Annotated in this window: 18 protein-coding genes; 8 read left to right on the forward strand and 10 right to left on the reverse strand. The window is 47.4% G+C overall.

Features of this window, described 5'->3' with window-relative positions:
* Positions 1 to 5: 5 nt before the first annotated feature.
* Together lepB and dapB are read right to left on the reverse strand one after the other, a co-directional pair.
* Positions 6 to 1,433 (reverse strand): signal peptidase I, encoded by a 1,428-nt coding sequence (gene lepB / locus T495_RS0101985; RefSeq protein ID WP_028902823.1) that lies wholly within the window; start codon positions 1,431 to 1,433, stop codon positions 6 to 8.
* Between the two features lie 12 nt (positions 1,434 to 1,445).
* Positions 1,446 to 2,162: a 4-hydroxy-tetrahydrodipicolinate reductase gene (gene dapB, locus T495_RS0101990; protein WP_028902822.1), complete on the reverse strand. Its 717-nt coding sequence runs from the start codon at positions 2,160 to 2,162 to the stop codon at positions 1,446 to 1,448.
* Positions 2,163 to 2,310: 148 nt separating this feature from the next.
* Between dapB and panB the strand changes: the two genes are divergently transcribed.
* From panB to T495_RS0102020, 6 genes are read left to right on the forward strand one after another with little or no spacing between them, the layout of a single operon-like run.
* Positions 2,311 to 3,135, forward strand: a complete 825-nt coding sequence (gene panB, locus T495_RS0101995; RefSeq protein ID WP_028902821.1) for a 3-methyl-2-oxobutanoate hydroxymethyltransferase — start codon at positions 2,311 to 2,313, stop codon at positions 3,133 to 3,135.
* A gap of 3 nt (positions 3,136 to 3,138) precedes the next feature.
* Positions 3,139 to 3,984 (forward strand): pantoate--beta-alanine ligase, encoded by an 846-nt coding sequence (gene panC, locus T495_RS0102000; protein ID WP_033147400.1) that lies wholly within the window; start codon positions 3,139 to 3,141, stop codon positions 3,982 to 3,984.
* A gap of 7 nt (positions 3,985 to 3,991) precedes the next feature.
* The gene (gene panD, locus T495_RS0102005; protein ID WP_033147401.1) at positions 3,992 to 4,381 is read left to right on the forward strand and encodes an aspartate 1-decarboxylase; all 390 of its coding nucleotides are present in this window, start codon (positions 3,992 to 3,994) and stop codon (positions 4,379 to 4,381) included.
* Between the two features lie 21 nt (positions 4,382 to 4,402).
* Positions 4,403 to 5,593 carry a bifunctional phosphopantothenoylcysteine decarboxylase/phosphopantothenate--cysteine ligase CoaBC gene (coaBC, locus tag T495_RS0102010; RefSeq protein WP_033147402.1) on the forward strand — a complete coding sequence of 397 codons (1,191 nt, stop codon included), beginning with the start codon at positions 4,403 to 4,405 and terminating at the stop codon, positions 5,591 to 5,593.
* 3 nt (positions 5,594 to 5,596) lie between these two features.
* Positions 5,597 to 6,355, forward strand: a complete 759-nt coding sequence (locus T495_RS0102015) for a type III pantothenate kinase (RefSeq protein ID WP_033147403.1) — start codon at positions 5,597 to 5,599, stop codon at positions 6,353 to 6,355.
* A 5-nt stretch (positions 6,356 to 6,360) separates the two neighbouring features.
* Positions 6,361 to 7,308: a bile acid:sodium symporter family protein gene (locus tag T495_RS0102020; protein ID WP_231480176.1), complete on the forward strand. Its 948-nt coding sequence runs from the start codon at positions 6,361 to 6,363 to the stop codon at positions 7,306 to 7,308.
* 1 nt (position 7,309) lies between these two features.
* On the opposite strand, the gene T495_RS0102025 is transcribed toward T495_RS0102020, so the two are convergent.
* The 4 genes from T495_RS0102025 to T495_RS0102040 form a co-directional block, all read right to left on the reverse strand.
* Positions 7,310 to 9,832, reverse strand: a complete 2,523-nt coding sequence (locus tag T495_RS0102025; protein WP_197020320.1) for a carboxypeptidase regulatory-like domain-containing protein — start codon at positions 9,830 to 9,832, stop codon at positions 7,310 to 7,312.
* Between the two features lie 110 nt (positions 9,833 to 9,942).
* Entirely contained in the window at positions 9,943 to 10,830 is an 888-nt protein-coding gene (locus T495_RS0102030; protein WP_081831970.1) for a GLPGLI family protein, read from the reverse strand.
* Positions 10,831 to 10,838: 8 nt separating this feature from the next.
* Positions 10,839 to 12,089 carry a carboxypeptidase-like regulatory domain-containing protein gene (locus T495_RS0102035; RefSeq protein WP_081831971.1) on the reverse strand — a complete coding sequence of 417 codons (1,251 nt, stop codon included), beginning with the start codon at positions 12,087 to 12,089 and terminating at the stop codon, positions 10,839 to 10,841.
* The gene (locus tag T495_RS0102040) at positions 12,086 to 12,472 is read right to left on the reverse strand and encodes a BlaI/MecI/CopY family transcriptional regulator (protein ID WP_028902812.1); all 387 of its coding nucleotides are present in this window, start codon (positions 12,470 to 12,472) and stop codon (positions 12,086 to 12,088) included. The genes T495_RS0102035 and T495_RS0102040 overlap by 4 nt, the downstream gene beginning before the upstream one ends.
* Positions 12,473 to 12,632: 160 nt before the next feature.
* Between T495_RS0102040 and T495_RS0102045 the strand changes: the two genes are divergently transcribed.
* Positions 12,633 to 13,250: a CatA-like O-acetyltransferase, family 2 gene (locus T495_RS0102045; RefSeq protein ID WP_028902811.1), complete on the forward strand. Its 618-nt coding sequence runs from the start codon at positions 12,633 to 12,635 to the stop codon at positions 13,248 to 13,250.
* Positions 13,251 to 13,449: 199 nt separating this feature from the next.
* On the opposite strand, the gene T495_RS0102050 is transcribed toward T495_RS0102045, so the two are convergent.
* Both T495_RS0102050 and T495_RS0102055 read right to left on the reverse strand, forming a co-directional pair.
* Complete coding sequence (locus tag T495_RS0102050) at positions 13,450 to 14,439, reverse strand: lipopolysaccharide assembly protein LapB (RefSeq protein WP_033147407.1); 990 nt, start codon at positions 14,437 to 14,439, stop codon at positions 13,450 to 13,452.
* Positions 14,436 to 15,746 (reverse strand): TlpA disulfide reductase family protein, encoded by a 1,311-nt coding sequence (locus T495_RS0102055; protein WP_028902809.1) that lies wholly within the window; start codon positions 15,744 to 15,746, stop codon positions 14,436 to 14,438. The genes T495_RS0102050 and T495_RS0102055 overlap by 4 nt, the downstream gene beginning before the upstream one ends.
* Before the next feature lie 136 nt (positions 15,747 to 15,882).
* Between T495_RS0102055 and T495_RS0102060 the strand changes: the two genes are divergently transcribed.
* The gene (locus T495_RS0102060; protein ID WP_255347587.1) at positions 15,883 to 16,698 is read left to right on the forward strand and encodes a Rossmann-like and DUF2520 domain-containing protein; all 816 of its coding nucleotides are present in this window, start codon (positions 15,883 to 15,885) and stop codon (positions 16,696 to 16,698) included.
* Here the strand turns inward: T495_RS0102060 and dprA are convergent.
* Positions 16,658 to 17,782, reverse strand: a complete 1,125-nt coding sequence (gene dprA, locus T495_RS0102065) for a DNA-processing protein DprA (protein WP_033147409.1) — start codon at positions 17,780 to 17,782, stop codon at positions 16,658 to 16,660. The genes T495_RS0102060 and dprA overlap by 41 nt on opposite strands.
* A 4-nt stretch (positions 17,783 to 17,786) precedes the next feature.
* Positions 17,787 to 19,082 carry a DUF2851 family protein gene (locus T495_RS0102070; protein ID WP_051651802.1) on the reverse strand — a complete coding sequence of 432 codons (1,296 nt, stop codon included), beginning with the start codon at positions 19,080 to 19,082 and terminating at the stop codon, positions 17,787 to 17,789.
* Positions 19,083 to 19,145: the final 63 nt, after the last annotated feature.

Consider the following 19,145-nt stretch of genomic DNA (forward strand, 5'->3'; position numbering starts at 1 on the left):
CTGGCTTACTTAATATGATCAACAATATTGCCGATACGACTCCAACGAATGCCTGAGAAGCCATTGCGATCGGGATCACTCGACCACCAGATAAAGATAGGCTTACCTACGATATGATCCTCGGGCACAAATCCCCAATAGCGAGAATCGGCCGAGTTGTGACGGTTATCACCCATCATCCAGTAATAATCCATCTTAAAGGTGTACTTATTGGTTTCCTGACCATTGATGTAGATTTTACCATCACGTACCTGCAGGTCGTTACCTTCATAAGCACGGATAGGACGCTCATAAATGGGCAGATTGTCGAGTGTCAGCTGGATGCTCTCACCTTTCTTAGGAATCCAGATCGGACCATAATTATCACGTGTCCAATGTAGATTACCATTCTGCGGATACAGGCTCCATTCCTCAACATCATTATGAAACGAGATGCGCTCTACCAGATCACTGCATTTCTTCATCGCTTCTACCACACGATTAGTCAGTGGCATATATCCATTATTGTTGAGCGATACCAATTCCTCGCGAGTGATGTTCCACTCTTCCATCTCTTCGTCAGTAAAATGGCGCTTCAGCTTCAACTCATACGTGTACTGCACGTTGTCGGGCTCCTTATTGGCCTTACCATCCAAATATACCACATGATTCTTAATCTGCAGCGTCTGTCCAGGCAGTCCCACACAACGCTTCACGTAGTTCTCCCGACGATCAGTTGGACGGGTGTCAATCTCACCAAACTCCTGACGATTCTGCTTAATCACATTCTTTCCTATCTCATAGACCTCGCTGTACAACTTCAGTCGTTGTTCAGCAGAAAGGGAATCGGGGTTGGGCATATTTGGATAGCTGCCAAGACCATAGCCATAGCACAGATTGTAATACTCTGTCTGATAGTTCAAGGCTGTACAGATGGTATCGCCAGCGGGATAGTTGAACACAACGATATCATTCAACTGCACGTTGCCTAAGCCTTTTACACGGCGATAGTCCCAGTGGGGCCACTCTATATAGCTCTTGCACTCCACAACAGGCAGGGTATGCTGAGTAAGCGGCATGGTCAATGGTGTCTGTGGGATACGAGGACCGTAGCTTACCTTTGATACAAACAGGTAATCGCCGGTCAACAACGACTTCTCCAACGAACTTGATGGAATAACATAGTTCTGGAAGAAGAACTGATTGATGAAGTAGACGGCCACCAGTGCAAACACCAGGGCATCAATCCACGACATCACGAACTTCACGGGCTTTTCAGCCTCTTTCCACCACTGCCATTTTATCTTCTTGGTGATATACACGTCATAGATGAAAGGTATCACCAGCAGCCCCCACCAACTTCCTACCCAATAGAGGAAGAGCAGATACAGTACCAGTACGCCAATAAACTTGGCCCACTGTACCTTAGGGTCGAATTCTTTCTTTTTTACCATTATTGCTAAGGCTTAGAATTTAAACATATCGCTGATAGTCAGCAAACCCTGATGTTCCTTGGTGTACTCGGCGGCCAACACGGCTCCAAGTGCAAAGCCCTTACGGCTGTGTGCATCGTGGGTAATGGTAATCAGGTCGGCATCACTATCGTAACGTATGGTATGAATGCCAGGCACTTCACCACGACGGATATGGTCCACGCGCAGATACTTGGCATCGGTAGTATCCTCTTTCCAAGCTTCCTTGCGGTCGATGTTATTTACGATTTCTTCGGCCAGGGTAATGGCTGTTCCACTGGGATGATCGAGCTTATGCACATGGTGAGTCTCTTCCATCTCCACATCGTACTGAGGGAATTGGTTCATAATCTTGGCCAGATAACGGTTTACAGCAGAGAAGATGGCCACGCCGATAGAGAAATTTGATGCCCAGAAGAGTGTCTTTCCCTCTTCAGAACAAGCCTTACGAACTTCATCTCCGTGCTCAGTCATCCATCCGGTTGATCCACTAACTACTTTTACGCCCTTGGCCCATGCCTTCAGATAGTTGCCATAGGCAGCTTGTGGAGCCGTAAACTCGATAGCCACATCTGCTGAGGCGAATGCAGGCGAATCAAAATCCTGTTGATTATCGATATCGATAATACTTACAATCTCATGGCCGCGGTCGCGGGCAATTTGTTCAATCATCTTGCCCATCTTGCCGTAGCCGATCAAAGCTATTTTCATAATTAATTCGAATTAAAACGCCGCAAAGATACTACTTTTAATCAACAAATACCCATTTTCAACAGAAAATAACTAAAAAATTTGCTGATATTAAAATAATGTAATACTTTTGCACCCTCGAAGAGAGTATAGAATTCTATTTCAGGAAATGAGAAAATCTATTTTTGACTTACTTGAACGTAAGGGGAAACAGCCGATCAGCATGCTGACGGCTTACGACTATCATACAGCCTGCACCATGGATGAGGCTGGAATCGACATGATACTGGTTGGCGATTCGCTTGGCAACGTAATGCTGGGCTATGAGAATACACTCGCTGTGACTGTTGAGGATATGATTCATCATGGCGCCGCAGTGGTGCGTGGTGCCAAGCAGGCTATGGTTGTTATCGACATGCCGTTTATGTCGTACCAGGCATCGGTAGAGGATGCTGTGCGCAATGCAGGCCGCATTATGAAGGAGACAAACTGCCAGGCCGTGAAGCTTGAGGGCGGTGCCGAATATGCCGACCGCATCAGAGCCATCGTGAATGCCGGCATCCCCGTGGTGGCTCATATCGGGCTCACTCCCCAGTCGGTTAACGCGCTAGGTGGCTATAAGGTTCAGGGCAAATCGCTCGAACAGGCTCAGAAACTGCTGGCTGATGCCAAAGCTGTGGAAGAGGCTGGCGCTTTTGCCATCACGCTGGAGTGCGTGCCTGCCGAACTGGCCAAGTTGGTGACCGAGCGCAGCGGAGCGCTCACTATCGGCATTGGCGGTGGTAATGGTTGCGACGGCCAGGTGCTGGTTTATCAGGACATGCTGGGTTACACCGATGGTTTCACACCCAAGTTTGTGAAGAAGTATGCCGACCTGCACAGCGTGATGCTCGAGGCCTTTAAGCAGTACAAGCACGATGTTGAGACTCGCGAATTCCCATCTAAAGAACAAACATTTGCTATCAACGAAGAGGTGATAGAAAAACTATATTGAGATATGAAAGTTGTAAAGACAGTAAAGGAGGTAAGAGAGATTGTAGCTGGTTGGCGTAAAAAGGGCCTGAGCGTAGGACTGGTGCCTACGATGGGATTCCTGCACGAGGGTCATCAGAGCCTCATCAGCAAGTCGGCCAGTCAGAACGACCGTACGGTGGTTTCTGTATTCGTTAACCCCATCCAGTTTGGTCCAAACGAGGATCTGGAGGCTTATCCACGCGACTTGAACCGCGACATGCAGAAGGTGGAAGAGGCAGGTGGCAACCTGATTTTCAACCCCGAGCCTGCCGAGATGTATCCTGGCCACTTTACATCATTCATCGACACCACCGAGACGACCGAACTGCTTTGCGGTGCTGTGCGCCCTGTTCACTTCCGTGGTGTGTGCACCGTGGTGGGCAAGCTGTTCAACATCGTTTGTCCTGATCGTGCTTACTTCGGACAGAAGGATGCCCAGCAGCTGGCTACCGTGAAGCGCTTTGTGCGCGACCTGAACTTCCCCGTGGAGATTGTGCCCTGCCCTATCGTTCGCGAGGACGACGGACTGGCAAAGTCGAGCCGTAACACCTACCTGAATGCAGACGAGCGCCAGGCAGCGCTGATTCTTTCTAAGAGTTTGAAGCTGGGAAAGCAGGCCATCGAGGCTGGTGAGCGCGATGCTCAGAAGGTGATCGACATCATCCGCCAGAACCTGCAGACAGAGCCTATGGCTCGTATCGACTACGTTGAGGTGGTGGACTTTGAGAATATCCAGCGCACAGCGCGTATCGAGGGCGAGGTGCTGGTGGCTATCGCTGTGTATATCGGTAAGACCCGACTGATTGATAACTTCATCGTAAATATTTAAGTTTGGCATGGATATAACACTACTGAAGGCAAAGATTCATCGCGCTGTGGTTACCCAAGCCGATTTGGATTATGTAGGCAGTATCACCATCGACTCTGATTTGCTGCGTGAGAGCGGCATCTTGGAGTATGAGAAGGTTGAGATTGCCGATATCGACAACGGCAGTCGCTTTGCCACCTATGCCATTGCTGGCGAGGCCGGATCGGGCATTATCTGCCTGAACGGTGCCGCTGCCAAGTGCGTGAACGTAGGCGACAAGGTGATCATTATGGCCTACGCCACTATGACTCCCGACGAGGCCAAGAACCACAAGCCTACCGTGCTGTTTGTAGATGAGCACAACAAGCTGGTGCGCAAGGCCAACTACGAGAAGCACGGCCTGCTGAAAGAGCAATAAAAAATTAATAGCAATAGTGTTATGCTGACAGGAAAGACCATCGTACTGGGCGTTACGGGCGGTATTGCTGCCTACAAGAGCGCCAATCTGGCCTCGATGCTTGTTAAGTTGCATGCCGATGTGCATGTGATCATGACTCAGAACGCCACCAAGTTCATCACGCCGATGACTTTCGAGACACTGACCAACAACAAGTGCATCGTGGATACCTTCGACCGCAACTTCTCGTTCGACGTGAAGCATGTGTCGCTGGCCAAGCGCGGCGACTTGTTTGTGGTGGCTCCCTGTACAGCAAATGTGATTGGCAAGCTGGCTCACGGTATCTGCGACGATATGCTTACCACCACCATGCTGGCCACACGCGCTCCTAAACTGATTGCGCCCGCCATGAATACCGGCATGTGGGAGAATCCCATCCTGCAGGACAATCTGCTAAAACTAAAGGGCTATGGCTATCACGTTATCGATCCCATCATAGGCCGGCTGGCTTGTGGCGATACAGGCACAGGCAAGATGAACTCTGAGGAGGTGATCGTAGAGCATATCCTAACGTTTATGGTCAAGGAGCACGACTTGAAGGGCAAGCGCTATCTCATTACCGCAGGTCCTACACAAGAGGCTATCGACCCTGTGCGCTATATCACCAACCACTCATCAGGCAAGATGGGCTACGCCATCGCCAAAATGGCCCGTTTGCGTGGTGCTCAGGTCACACTGGTATCAGGCCCCGTAAACATCAAGCCTTTCGAGGGCGTTGAAGTGGTGCCTGTTAAGAGCGCTGCCGACATGTTCGAGGCTGTCACCACACGTAGTAGCGAGGCCGATGTGGTGATTATGTGCAGCGCAGTGGCCGACTACACACCAGCCGTATATGCCGACCAGAAGGTGAAGAAACACGAAGGCGACCTACAGATTGAACTCAAACGAACACAAGATATTCTTGGTTGGCTGGGCGAGCACAAGCCCGCCAACCAGACTTTGGTTGGATTCTCGATGGAAACGGAGAATCTGATTGAGAACTCACGCGCCAAACTCCTGAAGAAGCATGCCGACCTGATTTGCGCCAACTCGATTGCTGGCGGCAACACGGGCTTTGCAGTTGATACCAACAAGGTAACGCTCATCAGCGGTCAGGAGGTAAAGGAACTGCCATTATGCTCTAAGGAAGAGACTGCCGACCTGATTCTAGCTTACATTCAAACACTCGCGTAGCATATGCAAGTACTTATAGATATCGGCAATTCTACCGTAGTAGTTGCTTTGGCTGATGGTCAAGGTAACATCTCAAACACCTGGCGTTTCAAGACTAAGAAGGAAGAAACGGCCAGTTTCTTCCGGTACGAACTGCGCCAAGGTCTGCGCAAGTACGGCGTAGAGGCTGCTGATATCCAGCAGATTACTATTTCATCGGTAGTGCCAGAGGTGAACGACGATATGGCTCAGGCCATTACCGACTTGACTAGTCTGCAGCCCCATTTCTTCTCGATTGCCGATGCCCAGGGCATTATCACGATAGATGTTGAGTCGCCCGCCCAGTTGGGCAAGGACCGACTGGCCGACGCCATTGGCGCTGCCTGCTTCTATGGCGTGCCTGCCATTGTGATCGATTTTGGCACAGCTACCACCATCGGCGTTATCGACGAAAACAAGGTGTTCCGCGGTGGCATCATCATTCCTGGCGTAAAAACATCTATGAACGCCCTCAGCGCACGCGCCTCACAGTTGCCTGCCATCACTATCGAAAAGCCCCAGCATCTCATTGGTCGCAACACCTTAGAGTGTATGCAGAGCGGTATCGTAAACGGCACCGCCGCCATGATCGACGGTCTTATCAACCAGATACTCCCCACCCTTAACGGTCAGCCCCATATCATCGCCACTGGCGGCATGTCGCGCACCATCGCCCAGCACTGCCACCACCAGATAACCATCGACCCCTACCTGCTCTTCAAAGGACTCTTAAATAGGACATGAAATATATGATACAACTGAGCCGCTGGCTCGCTTCAAATGCCTCGCTGTTTATCATCCTTATTGCGGTGGTCACATTCTTTGTGCCCGATATGTTTCTGTGGGTTCGCGGCACCACACAGACTGTGATTCTTGGCATTATCATGCTGACGATGGGACTTACACTGACTACCGACGATTTCCGCATACTCGCTCGCCGACCGTTTGACATCCTGATTGGTGCTTGTGCCCAGTTCTTCATCATGCCCTGTGTAGCATATGTACTGGTGCATGTATTCCGTCTTGAGCCAGCTTTGGCATTAGGCATTCTGCTGGTGGGCTGTTGCCCTGGAGGCGTTTCGAGCAATATCATGTCGTATCTCTGTCATGGCGATGTAGCTTTCAGCGTGGGCATGACTTGTGCCTCTACTCTGTTGGCACCTGTGATGACGCCCCTACTGATGGAATTGACTGCTGGCGAAATCATCGAAATAGACGCTATCGGCATGTTTCTGAACATCCTTATTGTAACGATTATCCCTGTTGGAATCGGCTGTTTTCTTAACTATACCTACTCCAAAAGTCAGCACTTCCCCACAGTCCAGTCGCTGATGCCAGGTCTGAGTGTTACCTGCTTAGCTTGTATCGTGGGTGGTGTCATTTCGACTGTTCACGACGATTTGATAGCTCGTGGGCTCTGGCTCTTCCTTTGGACGTTTGCTGTTGTCTTTTGTCATAACACGCTGGGCTATATTCTTGGCTATACCTCGGGGCGACTGGCTGGTTTTTCTAAGGCCAAGAAACGCACCATCAGTATCGAGGTAGGTATGCAGAATGCGGGTCTTGCAACGGTGCTTGCTGGCAATTTCTTCGCCGCCCAACCTTTAGCCGTCCTCCCCTGCGCCATCAGCTGCGCCTGGCACAGCATCAGCGGTACCATTATCGCAGGCCTCTTCCTGCGCCGCGATAACATATAAATCATGGTCTGAAATAGATACTCACCAACAGTTCGCGGCCTCGGATGGGCTGTGATAATGAGTATTTCATCAACTGCGTATAAGTGGTATAAGCATAATGATCCACATTAAGCATGTTCTTGAGCGTAAAAGTGAGTTCGAAGTTTGACCGGAGTTTCCAGATGGCTTTAGCATCCAATAGGAGATGATCGGTGTACTGGTGCCGCACGATTTCGTTGTGATAATATTCGCCGACAAATGAAAGCAACAGCTTCTTAACTGGCGAATAATAAAGCGAGAAACTATGCTCAAAACTCTGAAGGCTGTTGGCAGCCTCATTCCCCATACGCAGCCTGCTATTGCCATACTCCAGTTCGTACTTCCAGTTGAGTTTCTTAAACAATGTACCGTTGATGATAGCATCGAGCGACAGGAGATTATTTCGATAAGCCGTCAACACTTCACCTGTAAACATTTCGCGATCGTGCTGTAGCCAGTTGACATAGAGCTTAAACATGCCACCCATGAATGGCAGCATGGTCTCGATATTACCATTTACAAGCCACGAACTACTATGGTTAGGACAGAGCATCAATCCATTTATCAACCAGTCGCCATCGAACGACTGGATAGACACAAACGGATTCTTGTTCCACATACGGGTGGCAGTAAGAAAGCCAAATACCCCATTAGAAGAATTCTGATAGAAAGCAGATAACGCCACACTCTTGCCCGTGGCTGTGCCATATTCAGTAGTGCCACGCGTCATAGTGCGATAGTTCGTCATCAGCTGTCCGCCAAAGTGGTTACTGATATTGTAAGGATTCTGACTGATACCGCCTGTGAGCGACAACGAAAGATTCTGAATGCCTCGATACGATACACCCAAGCTACTACCATAATTCAAATCATCGCGCTTGCTATCACCAAAATCGTAGTGATAGTAGCTCAGTGGTAGGCGTAGGGTAAAGTTGAAATGGCGATGCGGATATTTCAATGTAGGTGTCAGATAGGCCTGATACCTACGGCTACGATCGTCGTTCAGACTGCGATCAAGGTAGTTTATACCACCTTCCATCGCCACAACAAAAGCCCCTACGCCCAGGTCGTAGTTCACATGCTCATCGCTATAGAACGCGTGCCGCCTTAGTGCCTGACGGTAGTTGGCACCCTCCCTCACCACCAAGGTATATTGCGGCAGCCACGTCCACTGGTTCTGCGAATTGACCGTCAGTGCGTTCTTACCCTTGCGATGGATGTACTCCAGTGAGTTGCTGAGTTGATGACGAGGCAGATAGAGGTGCTGGGTGGCATCATAGGTACCCCCTGTAAGCACATCGCCCCCATCCCAGCCCAAATCCGTACGCAGCACATTGTTCAGGTAGTCACTATCGCGATTCACTTCGATGGTCATCTTGGCAGCCAACCGCTCTATACCAGCCATACTATGCAAACGGTCTTCGATCATACGGCTACCTGCCGACTGAAAATATTCCGTCTTCGATTCGTACTCATGGTGCTGGCGATCCGTAAGATACGACACCTGGGCATCGAGCGTGGCATCGCGACCAATACCAAAAATCCAGTTGGTAGATAGCAGATGTGTTTTATTGAACAACGTACGCTGCTGCTCCAGTTCCGACTGTTTCCCTGCGGGCAGCGCCAGATAGTCGGTCTCACTGTATGTCTGCGATTTTCTATCTAAGATGTCGATATGTTCTCGGATGTCGCGCTGCAGGTCCTCGCCAGTATTGTTGGTCTTATAGGTAGAAATCATCTGCCATTGTTTATTAAACATCATGGTCGTGAGGTTACCATTCCATAGTTCTGGTGTGCCCAAGGCTGCATTGATAGTCGTAATGAGATGCGACTTCGAACCGTCTTTCAGTTTCAGGTTGATAGCAGCCTGCTCTGATTCCGAGAGATTCTTTAGGGCTTTTACAGGCTGGTGATTCGTCATCACCTCAACGCTACTCACATCCTTATGCTCTACGCCCTTCGTGGCCAGTCCATATTTGCCTTGCAACAGATCCTTGCCTTCGATATAGAACTTATTGATGGGCATGCCGTTATACGACACCTTACCATCTTCGGCCACCTGTATGCCTGGCATCTTTTTCAGCACATCACCAATGGAGCGATCGCCGTCTTTAGCAAAGCTAGCCACGCTATATACTAAGGTATCGCCCCGTTGGCGAATCTTCTGAGATTTGATCTTCACCTCTCTCAGTTCGATAGCCGACTGCACCAAGGTTACATGATATTCCGTTTGTCCAGATACAAAAGGAATGGTCTTTTTCTTATAGCCAATGATTGAGAAATGCAGTGTAGCAGGATTTGAAGTGGCTGTAAGCATATAGGTGCCATCGGCTTTGGTTTGTACAAAGCTTTTGGTTTTGTTGTCTTTATCTCTTGCCGACACAATTACTTTAGCCAACGGTTTCCCACTCTGGCTATCCGTAACACGTCCTATCACCCTTATCTGAGCTGAACAAACAAGGGTAGAGATGACTAAAAAACAGGAAAAAGCTAATATCCTTATCATCAAGGGGTTATTCATTTAATATCAAATTCAGTGTATTTGATGAACAAATTCAGTGAATTTGAACAACAATTTCAGTGAATTTGTTTTTTAATCTAAGTGAATTTGTTCGATTACTTATAGTTTAACTCTATCAGATCATAGGGATCTTCGGTCTCCTTTGGTGGATAGCCAAGCATCACATCATCAGCATTGGCCTTCTTAATAAGCGCTAATCTCTGTTTCCACATCTTCTTAAGTAGATCAATTCGATCGGTACGCTCATAGCGATCGCCATTAGGTGGTTCGCTATGATAGATGCGTTGTTTATCAGGCATCTCTATCCCCCGGAGTTCCCAACAGTATTCATCGGCACTATCTCTGACTGCCAGAATCAGTCCTGGCAAACCATGAAACTTATACGGTCCATCATTGATAGGAATCTCTTCTGTGAACCAAGCCGTATAGTGACGCCCACGCCAATCGCATTCTGCCCGCTGACAGGGGTAGCCAAGTATTACAGAGGTATCGGGCAATATCTCCCAGGCCTGCGGTTCCATGGCTTCTGTATAGAAAATCCGCCTGGACGTCACCCAATCCTGAACCGTCAAGCTATCCTTGGGATAATGCTTATAGATTTTTGTGTCTTCTCCTTTCGGCATGATAGCCATCATCATTGCAAACGATTCATCCTTGGTCTTTCCTTTGGCTTTCAGCCCTGCTCTCACCCGCCGTTGGTACTCTTCCTTAGCCTGTGGCGTGGTGTAAAAGAGCGAATCTTTCTGAAAGCCATTATAACTGTAGTATTTAGACAGATGATTGCCTATCGCCAGCAGAAACGTCTCATGCTCCTTAAAATGGCGAGAACGGACGAACATATAATCCGTGTACTCGTAAGTACACACAATCTGAGCAGTATCTATCACCTGCCAATGCCAGAAAGTCTCCTGTATCTGGGCTGAGACGGGGCTGATGCGACAAAAGCACAACAGCAAAACGAGGGTTAAGGGCTTTGCTTTCATATTTCTGATTAGTTTGATCCGTCTTTTTTAAGTATTATCTTCTGGTCAGTCATATCGCTCTTTACCTGTATGGAGACTGTGGCCACACCAATATTCAGAAAATCTACCACAGTACCTTTGGGTACTTTAAGCGAGAATTTACCATCAAAATCAGTTATCGTACCTGTTGTACCGTCATATACCTTTACAGCAGTTCCTGGCAAGGGATTGCCTTCTTCGTCAACCACCGTTCCTGAAATCGTCAGCAATGCGGTTTCCAGCTGAGGTTCCGTGTTTTGGGTACTTGGCTGTTTATGAGACTGAACTACAGGGGCTGGTACCACCTTCTGTGGCGCTTGAGCCTGAATGGTATCAGTAACAAGATGGCTGGAATCGAGTTCAGGTGCCTGATAGTGAATAATCGTCTGAGCATTCAAGGCTAAGGTGATGGCTACAACGGGAAGCAGATACAGCACCTTGAGCAATCGTGAAGGCTTGGAGCGATGGCGCGCCATCATCTGAAAACGTTTTTTCAGTGTTTGTTGACTGATGGCATTGGCCAACTTACACTCCAGTTTGGCATTAGCTCTATCCATCAGCAGGTTCAGATAGTGGTGTGCATCTACGCCACCCGAAAGCACACTGGCATCGGCCTCATACTCATGAACAGCACGTAACTCACTGCCTATCAGCCAGATGGCCGGATTAAACCACTGCAGGGCAATCGCCAGTTCCATCAGCAACAGATCGAATGAGTGATAGCTATTGATATGTGCCCGCTCATGAACCAAGAGAGCCGAATCCTGCAATTGATAGTCGCGACGCGAAAACACAATGGTGTTCCACCAACTGAACGGAGCAATATTCTGAGCGCAAACGGCAATGGTGGTACCATCCGCTTGCGGGTGCTGCTCGCAATGGCTAATCAACTTATTCAAACGATAGATGCTGATAGCAGTATGGAGCAGTTTCAATACTACGCCTGCAAGATAAACGAGGAATAGCCATAGGAGGGGATTACCGTAAGTTGCTGAGGGGCTATCCGATACAATACCAGCTTTAACATTAGAGCTAGATACAGACATGGATGCAGCCACAACCGTTTTGTGCAGGGTGATTTCGCACAGCGGAAGGATAAAGGCTATCAAAACCGACAGGAGCAGGATAGCCCGATTAAAGCGGTGGAAAGTCTCACGTTCCATTAGCAAGCGATAGAACAGATAGAACACTGCCAACAGTATCGCCACCTTACCTATATATAATAGAAACGCCGTTATCATCGTTTTGCCTCGATTTTTGTCATCAGTTCTTTCAGTTCTGCCAACTCCTCGTCGGTATATTGCTCCTTTTTGGCAAAGAAGCTGACAAGCGATGTGAATGAACCGCCAAAAAACGTATCCTTTACATCACTGATAAACGAGTAGGTATAATCTTCCTTGCTCACCAACGGCGAAAAACGATTGGCCTTACCTACCTTTTCTGGCTTTACAAAACCTTTTTCGGTCAGAATCTTCATAAACGTCAAGATTGTTGTATAAGCTGGCTTAGGTTCAGGATAGCGGTCGATGATGTCCTGAATAAATCCCTGCTGTTCTGGCAAGCTCCACAGGATGTTCATCACCTGCGTCTCGCCCTTGGTTAGTTGCTTCTTTTTCTCTTTCATTGTTATGACGTTTTAAGTTTCGCCTGCAAATATATACTAAATATTTAGTAGTTCCAAATTTTATCAACTAAACTTTTAGTATTTAACATCATTTAGCTCAATTATTTGGTGGTTTCACCAGCAATCACTATCTTTGCAGCGCAGGAAGTATAGATAAACGATGAAACAAGAAGTTAATCCGCAGGAAACCAGCAGGGCAAATGCTTTCAGTCTTTGGATGAAGTCGCCCGTGCCTATGGTTACGTTTACCAAGACGTTCGATGTAACGCGACTGTATAAGGTGTGCAAGCGCAGGGGTGTGAAGTTTAACACGCTGCTGTGCTGGTGTATGGGGCGTGCCGCCAGTGAAAAGTCCGAGTTCTACCTGCTACCCGAGAACGGCAAGCTGTACAAGTACGACCGCTTGGCCATCAACGTGATTGTCAACCACAAAAAGGGCGATATCTGTTCGTGCGATGTGCCTTATAGCGATGATTTTGAGCAGTTCGCTGCCGATTACCAGCGGATGACACAGACAGCCATCGACACTTGTGAGAGCACATTCGATGAGGAGGCGATGATTATCGGTACCTCGGCCATGACGGGTACAGAACTCGATAGCATCGTCAACCAATACAGCGGCATTTTCAATAATCCCTTCCTGGCGTGGGGCCGCTATCGCAAACGTTGGTTCAAGGTAACGCTTCCCATCTCCATGCAGTTCCATCATGCCCAAATGGATGGCGGTCATGCCGCCAGATATCTCGAGGATTTGCAGCAAATCATCAAGCAGCTGTAACCCTAAGTTCCAAAGCTGGGAACTACCAGTTATTTTCGACAAATGAGCAGAACGATCCCAATACTCCAGCATCATAATTTCTGCTACACGTTCTAGCATAAAAGTGTCTATAACACCAAATTTTCGTGTTTTACCACTTCTTCTACTTTCTGATAATGTACCTCATAGGTAACCGACAATTTGGGATGTATGTTCATCATTACCACATCATCATACGGAGAGTGCGCTGAGCACTGGAGCGCATCTCCTTGATTTTATCGTTGTACTCTTTGTTTTCAGTGGCTTCGAGGAACTTATTGAAATAGTCACGGGCTTTGTCACGCTGTTTGAGGACAAAGTAGCACTGAGCCATCTGGTAGGTAAGCTCGTTTACATCTTTTTCCTCAGCATAACGCATACATTCCTGTAGTTCCTCCAAACGGAAATCGGGTTCCGACTTTAACCTGAAAGCCTCAGCCAATTCCTTATGCAGACGAAAAAGTGTCTGGCGATCAGGCATCAGTAGTTTTTTGGCCTCATCGAGATATGATAAAGCCTCAGCGCCAAGACCAACCTTGTTGCTCACAATACCTAATACAAAGAGACAATAAGGATGATGGTCGTTCTTTTCGTAGGCACGATACAGATAGTCGTAGGCAGTGGAGTTGTCGCCCATACGCTGATAGGTCAACCCGAGGGTGTAGAGGGTGCCAAAACAGGTGTCGCCGATAGCCTCCAGTTTTTTCAACTCCAGTTGCGCCATATCGTAGTTGCCCATGTTATAATAAGCCTCACCTAATTGGCGGTTGATGAGGATATGGGTTGAATCTTGTTCAACGTACTTACGACAGATAGTGATGACCTTGTCAGGGAAACTCTTCCAAGCGATATCACCCTGCCAACCTTTATTCAGGCGTGGGGTATAATCGGCTATCAAAGCAGCATCATAAGGATTGTTTTTCAGCATTTCATCGGCCCAGTAGGCCAAAGAGTCGTTCTGTCCCAGCTGAACAAAGTTATTGTAGTACAGGCGCATATCCTCAGTGTTCAAACTGTCGGCAGACATCTGTCGCAGACAGTCGAGACTCTTGTTGAAATAGCCACGTGATGCTAAGCGAACGGCATCTGCACGGAGTCTCTCAAGTGTTTGAGCTGAGATAGTGAATAGCGAACAGTTGATAGTGAATAGTGTTATAAAGATTCGTTTCATTGGCATTTCTCCTTTTCTAATAATGCTTTGATTTTATCGATTGCCAGCGTAATACTGATGTTCTTGGCGATGATACGGCCAGAGCGGTCAACGAGATAGTTATGAGGAATGGTCTGAATTTTAAGTTGTTGATACTCTGGATATAATGCTCTTTTCTTATCATCATAGGCGTAATAGTTGTAAATCTTGTAGGGGCGATCAGTCTGTCTGGCGTCCTTGTTTCGCAAATCCTTTTCCTTAACGGTGCTCCACCACTGCTTACGATTCTCGTCCATACCTATCAAGCATACTACCAGATCATCACGGAACTCCTGTGCGGCATAGCGGATATTGGGCATCTGAGCCATACAAGGCTGACACCACGAAGCCCAGAAATCAACCAATAAGTATTTTCCGCGAAAATCATTCGTATTCTGCTTGGGACCATTATAGAGTCGCAGATTCATGTAATCACCCACTTTCAGCGGTTTCATCGTAATGGTTTCATCCTTCTTGAATCGCTCGCTATAAACACGCAGTTCCAATGCTCCCCAGATTTCAAAACTCTGTGCTGACATATAGGAACCCATAGTACTATCATTCACAAAGGCTTTCATCGGCGGATAATCAGGAAAACGCTTCAGCAGAGAGTTCATCATCGCATCAACCTCTTCCTCTTTACATGGATACATCGTAGGGTATCTACGGAAGGAATAAAACACATGGCTTGCCGCATCAATCACCGAATAGGGGCTATTGCCAGTACAGGCATAGTCCATGATAAATCGCTCCATCTTGGCTTCCTCCATCTTAGCCAGCAAATTAATCGAGTCGCGTTGTGCATCACTCAAGTCATATAGACGCGCTTGACTGTTCTGGTTAAGATATTCCTGACGGATACTATCCTTTTGAAGCTCAAACCTAACCATCTCAAGTGTAGAAGGCGACCCCTCTACTTTATCTATATAGCGGAAACGGAAGCCATCGTCCTCATCACCAATATGGATCGTTAAGCTATCACCGCCCTTCACCACAACGGGCACACACTGAGGTCCACGACGCTGGAAGAGCAGATTTACATTATACTCATAAGGCACAAAGCCATGCATGGTACCCACCCGATGCTCAGCATCGAAACTGATTGAGTCGTGTAGTTGCATCTCCTTCTCAATCATCGAGTACATATACAGTTTCTGAGTTTCGCTGGCAATAGCAGAATCAATCTTCACCGTCACCGCAAACCTGTTTTCAGGCACCCCCACCCACTTCTGGGCAGAAGCACTGATGGTCTCGAACGCCAACAACGTTACCAGAATGATACTTCTCATATTTTCGTTTTTTGTTTAACGGCGCAAAGTTACATAAAAAAACGATAACCAGATGCAATAAATGTTTGAAATTTGTTTGCATCTTTGTGACAAACAAGACAATTGTGCCATTTTTTTTGTATCTTTGCAGCGTTTTATCAAAGTAAGAGTCATGGAGATAGTTATTATTGGTTCTGGAAATCTGGCCACGCAATTGTCGCTGGCACTGAGTGAAGCTGGACATCATATCCAGCAAGTATATAGCCGAACAGCAGAGCATGCTAATGAGTTAGCCGATAAGTTAGGGTGCACATACACCACATCCATCGATGAAATCAGCCAAAATGCAGATATGTTCATTATCTCCGTCAAGGATGATGCCATCAGTAGATTAGCCGAGAAAGTTGGACGTAATGCTAAGAATGGCATTGTGGTACACACAGCAGGCAGCATATCAATCGACGTACTGAAAGGTAAGGCACAGCACTACGGCATACTATACCCCATGCAGACATTCTCGAAAAACAGAAAGGTGGACTTCAAACCGATTCCTTGTTTTCTTGAGGCATCGGACGAGGAAACCCTCAGCGTTATCCGCTCGTTGGCAGAAAGTATATCTGACAATGTGGTGCTGGCCAATTCGAGTCAGCGCAAAAAAATTCACTTGGCAGCCGTGCTGGCCTGCAACTTCACTAACCACTGCTATCGCTTAGCCGAAAAGGTTCTTAAAGAAGAACAAATAGACTTCAAGCTTTTCCTTCCACTTATCGATGAAACGGCGAAAAAAGTATCAGAACTAAATCCAAAACAGGCCCAGACTGGCCCTATGGTACGCTACGATGTAGGCGTGATGAACATGCAGATTGACCTATTGAACGATGAACGTACCAAGCAGATCTATCGGTTGATGGCCGAGAGCATTCACGAAGATGCTACATCAGCAGATGATACATTCCACCCGCAAAAGGCTTGACCACACCTTTCATCTCAAGCTGGAAGAGAATGGCGGTTAGCTGACCGATAGAAATTCCACTCTTGACACTCAGGATATTTAATTGCAAATCGTTGGTTTGCTGTAGCAGACTCACGATTTTCTGTTCATCATCTGATAGATCAGGGAAAAGTTGGCGCTCGATACCTTCAGCCAGAGCCTGCTGACGAATCACATCATGCTGCCACCCCATAGCATTCACAAAATCTTCGGCACTGGTAATCAGCGCAGCCCCATTATCGCGAATCAAATGATTACAACCTTCGGAATACGGCAAACCAATATTGCCAGGAAAAGCAAACACCGCCCGATCGTAGCTCTGGGCTATCTCGGCAGTAATCAGACTACCACCTTTAGAAGCACTTTCAATCACTATTGTTGCGTCAGAACAACCGGCCACGATACGATTACGACGCACAAAGTTAGGTTTATCAGCATTGGTCAGGGTCATAAACTCAGTCAGTAACCCGCCATGTTCTACGATTTTTGCAGCCACATCACGATGATGATAGGGATAAATCTGATCGAGTCCGTGAGCCAATACTGCCAATGTATCGTATCCCTGTTCAAGTGCCTGCTTATGCGCACAGACATCCACACCATAAGCCAGACCACTCACAATAAGCACTTGGGGACACATCTCATGCAACTCTCTGACAAACTTGCGGATAATATCTTCACCATAACGCGTCATGTGACGTGTACCAACAATACTGATTATCTTCTGTTGATTCAAGTCTGCATGACCTTTATAATATAGCACTAACGGTGCATCAGGACATTCCTGCAGCCGTTGAGGATAGTCGTCGTCCATCAACGAAAAAGCTTGAATGCGAAGCTCTTCCATATATTTCATTTCAGTTTCTGCCCGTTTCATCGCATCGCCCCAGTCTTTTAGCGCCTCAATGAGCCGTGGCGTACATCCTTCAATGATATCACCGATTTCATTTCTGTGCTCATACAGATTCTGTGCACTGCCTGCAGCCCTGTATAGTTCTAAGGCCTGCTGAAAATTGAAGTTCGTCAGACGCGTGAGCGCCATTGCATAGAAAATTTCCTGGTTCATAAGTTTATTTGCGTTTAAGATATTCGTAACCAAAGCGACAACGCAAACAGTCTTTCTTATCGCAATATTCCTTTTTGAGCTGTATCAGAGCTTGCGAGTCACCAGCCGTCTTCACAGGCAATCCCACCTGTAGCCACATGCGGATGATATGATTGTTCTCAGCCTTCATTTGTTCCAGAAAGTCGAAGGCTCTATCACAAAGCACTTCTTTGGAGCAATGCCGTCCATAAGCAAACAACATAGGAATTGCCGTGTTGATAGTCAACAGATTAATGGATCCGTACGACAGATGTTTCTCGTTTTTAGAACTGGTAGAGCCAAATGTATAGTGCGTCTCCCAATAAGGGGTGACGTGCGAACTGAGAACATTTTTCAATTGGTCGAGAGAATCACACTCTATCAGCTGACTCAGCCCCGCCTTTTGCTGGTAATACAGATTGGCCAGCTGGGATATTCGGATATGCGGGAAGTTCTGAGGGCGCAGTCGCAAGAATCGCCACAACTTAAAATCAATCGGTCTCATCGAGAATTTATGCGCTAGATACTGATACTCGTTACGCAAACGGGCAAAGTAGCCGTCGTTGAGTGCCTCCGTCTGATAATACGCTGGTATAGCCTCAAGTTCTAGTAATCCAGCCTGTCCCATAAAGATGGCTTCAATCTGGAACAGGTCATCTCGATGGTGAGCAACCGCATTGAGCGGAATGTTACGTGCCCACTGCTCAAACACATCACCGTTGATGCCAAATCCATAGTTTCGTGCCAAAGTCATGAAATAGGCACCCTCCCATGATCCATTGCAAAGTTTAACCCGCTCACGGATATCCTCAGTTTTGCGTTCCAGACGCTCCGTCTGCAGTGCAGCCATCCATGAATGTACCGCCAGCGATGGCAAGTCAGGGATGATCTTATAGCAAGCAGGGTACTCCTCTGTCCTTTTAAGTTCATCGTAATGCGCTTGCACATGCTGTGGCACATCCAGCTGAACCTGAGGCACATACTGTCCGTTGCTCTTCATCACTTCCGTATCTAGCACCTTCGCCACATGCAGAATCACATTATCGTAGTCGCGATTCTTATCGTGACCATGCTGATACCAGTCGCTCGACTTGTCGTGGATTTCCACATTGCCTGCCCACATCGTGTCGTTGATTCTGATTTTGGCATTGACAAAATCAGGTCCGGAATCGTGATTCATTCTACCAGGGTCAATCACCTCTACGAGTTGACCGTCACTCGTTCTCAGCTCTTTGAGCGGAAAGAGTTTCAACTTCCAAGTGTAATGGAGTAACTGTTCCATCTTGACAAATTTAGTTCGATAGTAATATTTTGCGTACAAAAATACATTATTCCTATGAATCAA

The organism is Prevotella sp. P6B1 (genome assembly GCF_000702825.1).
In the GTDB taxonomy this organism is placed as follows: Bacteria; Bacteroidota; Bacteroidia; order Bacteroidales; family Bacteroidaceae; genus Prevotella.

What these genes read in the sequence shown, in the direction of transcription:
- lepB (WP_028902823.1), bottom strand. Translation starts at nt 1,433, where the DNA reads ATGGTAAAAAAGAAAGAATTCGACCCTAAGGTACAGTGGGCCAAGTTT.
- dapB (WP_028902822.1), bottom strand. Translation starts at nt 2,162, where the DNA reads ATGAAAATAGCTTTGATCGGCTACGGCAAGATGGGCAAGATGATTGAA.
- panB (WP_028902821.1), top strand. Translation starts at nt 2,311, where the DNA reads ATGAGAAAATCTATTTTTGACTTACTTGAACGTAAGGGGAAACAGCCG.
- panC (WP_033147400.1), top strand. Translation starts at nt 3,139, where the DNA reads ATGAAAGTTGTAAAGACAGTAAAGGAGGTAAGAGAGATTGTAGCTGGT.
- panD (WP_033147401.1), top strand. Translation starts at nt 3,992, where the DNA reads ATGGATATAACACTACTGAAGGCAAAGATTCATCGCGCTGTGGTTACC.
- coaBC (WP_033147402.1), top strand. Translation starts at nt 4,403, where the DNA reads ATGCTGACAGGAAAGACCATCGTACTGGGCGTTACGGGCGGTATTGCT.
- T495_RS0102015 (WP_033147403.1), top strand. Translation starts at nt 5,597, where the DNA reads ATGCAAGTACTTATAGATATCGGCAATTCTACCGTAGTAGTTGCTTTG.
- T495_RS0102020 (WP_231480176.1), top strand. Translation starts at nt 6,361, where the DNA reads ATGATACAACTGAGCCGCTGGCTCGCTTCAAATGCCTCGCTGTTTATC.
- T495_RS0102025 (WP_197020320.1), bottom strand. Translation starts at nt 9,832, where the DNA reads ATGATAAGGATATTAGCTTTTTCCTGTTTTTTAGTCATCTCTACCCTT.
- T495_RS0102030 (WP_081831970.1), bottom strand. Translation starts at nt 10,830, where the DNA reads ATGAAAGCAAAGCCCTTAACCCTCGTTTTGCTGTTGTGCTTTTGTCGC.
- T495_RS0102035 (WP_081831971.1), bottom strand. Translation starts at nt 12,089, where the DNA reads ATGATAACGGCGTTTCTATTATATATAGGTAAGGTGGCGATACTGTTG.
- T495_RS0102040 (WP_028902812.1), bottom strand. Translation starts at nt 12,472, where the DNA reads ATGAAAGAGAAAAAGAAGCAACTAACCAAGGGCGAGACGCAGGTGATG.
- T495_RS0102045 (WP_028902811.1), top strand. Translation starts at nt 12,633, where the DNA reads ATGAAACAAGAAGTTAATCCGCAGGAAACCAGCAGGGCAAATGCTTTC.
- T495_RS0102050 (WP_033147407.1), bottom strand. Translation starts at nt 14,439, where the DNA reads ATGAAACGAATCTTTATAACACTATTCACTATCAACTGTTCGCTATTC.
- T495_RS0102055 (WP_028902809.1), bottom strand. Translation starts at nt 15,746, where the DNA reads ATGAGAAGTATCATTCTGGTAACGTTGTTGGCGTTCGAGACCATCAGT.
- dprA (WP_033147409.1), bottom strand. Translation starts at nt 17,782, where the DNA reads ATGAACCAGGAAATTTTCTATGCAATGGCGCTCACGCGTCTGACGAAC.
- T495_RS0102070 (WP_051651802.1), bottom strand. Translation starts at nt 19,082, where the DNA reads ATGGAACAGTTACTCCATTACACTTGGAAGTTGAAACTCTTTCCGCTC.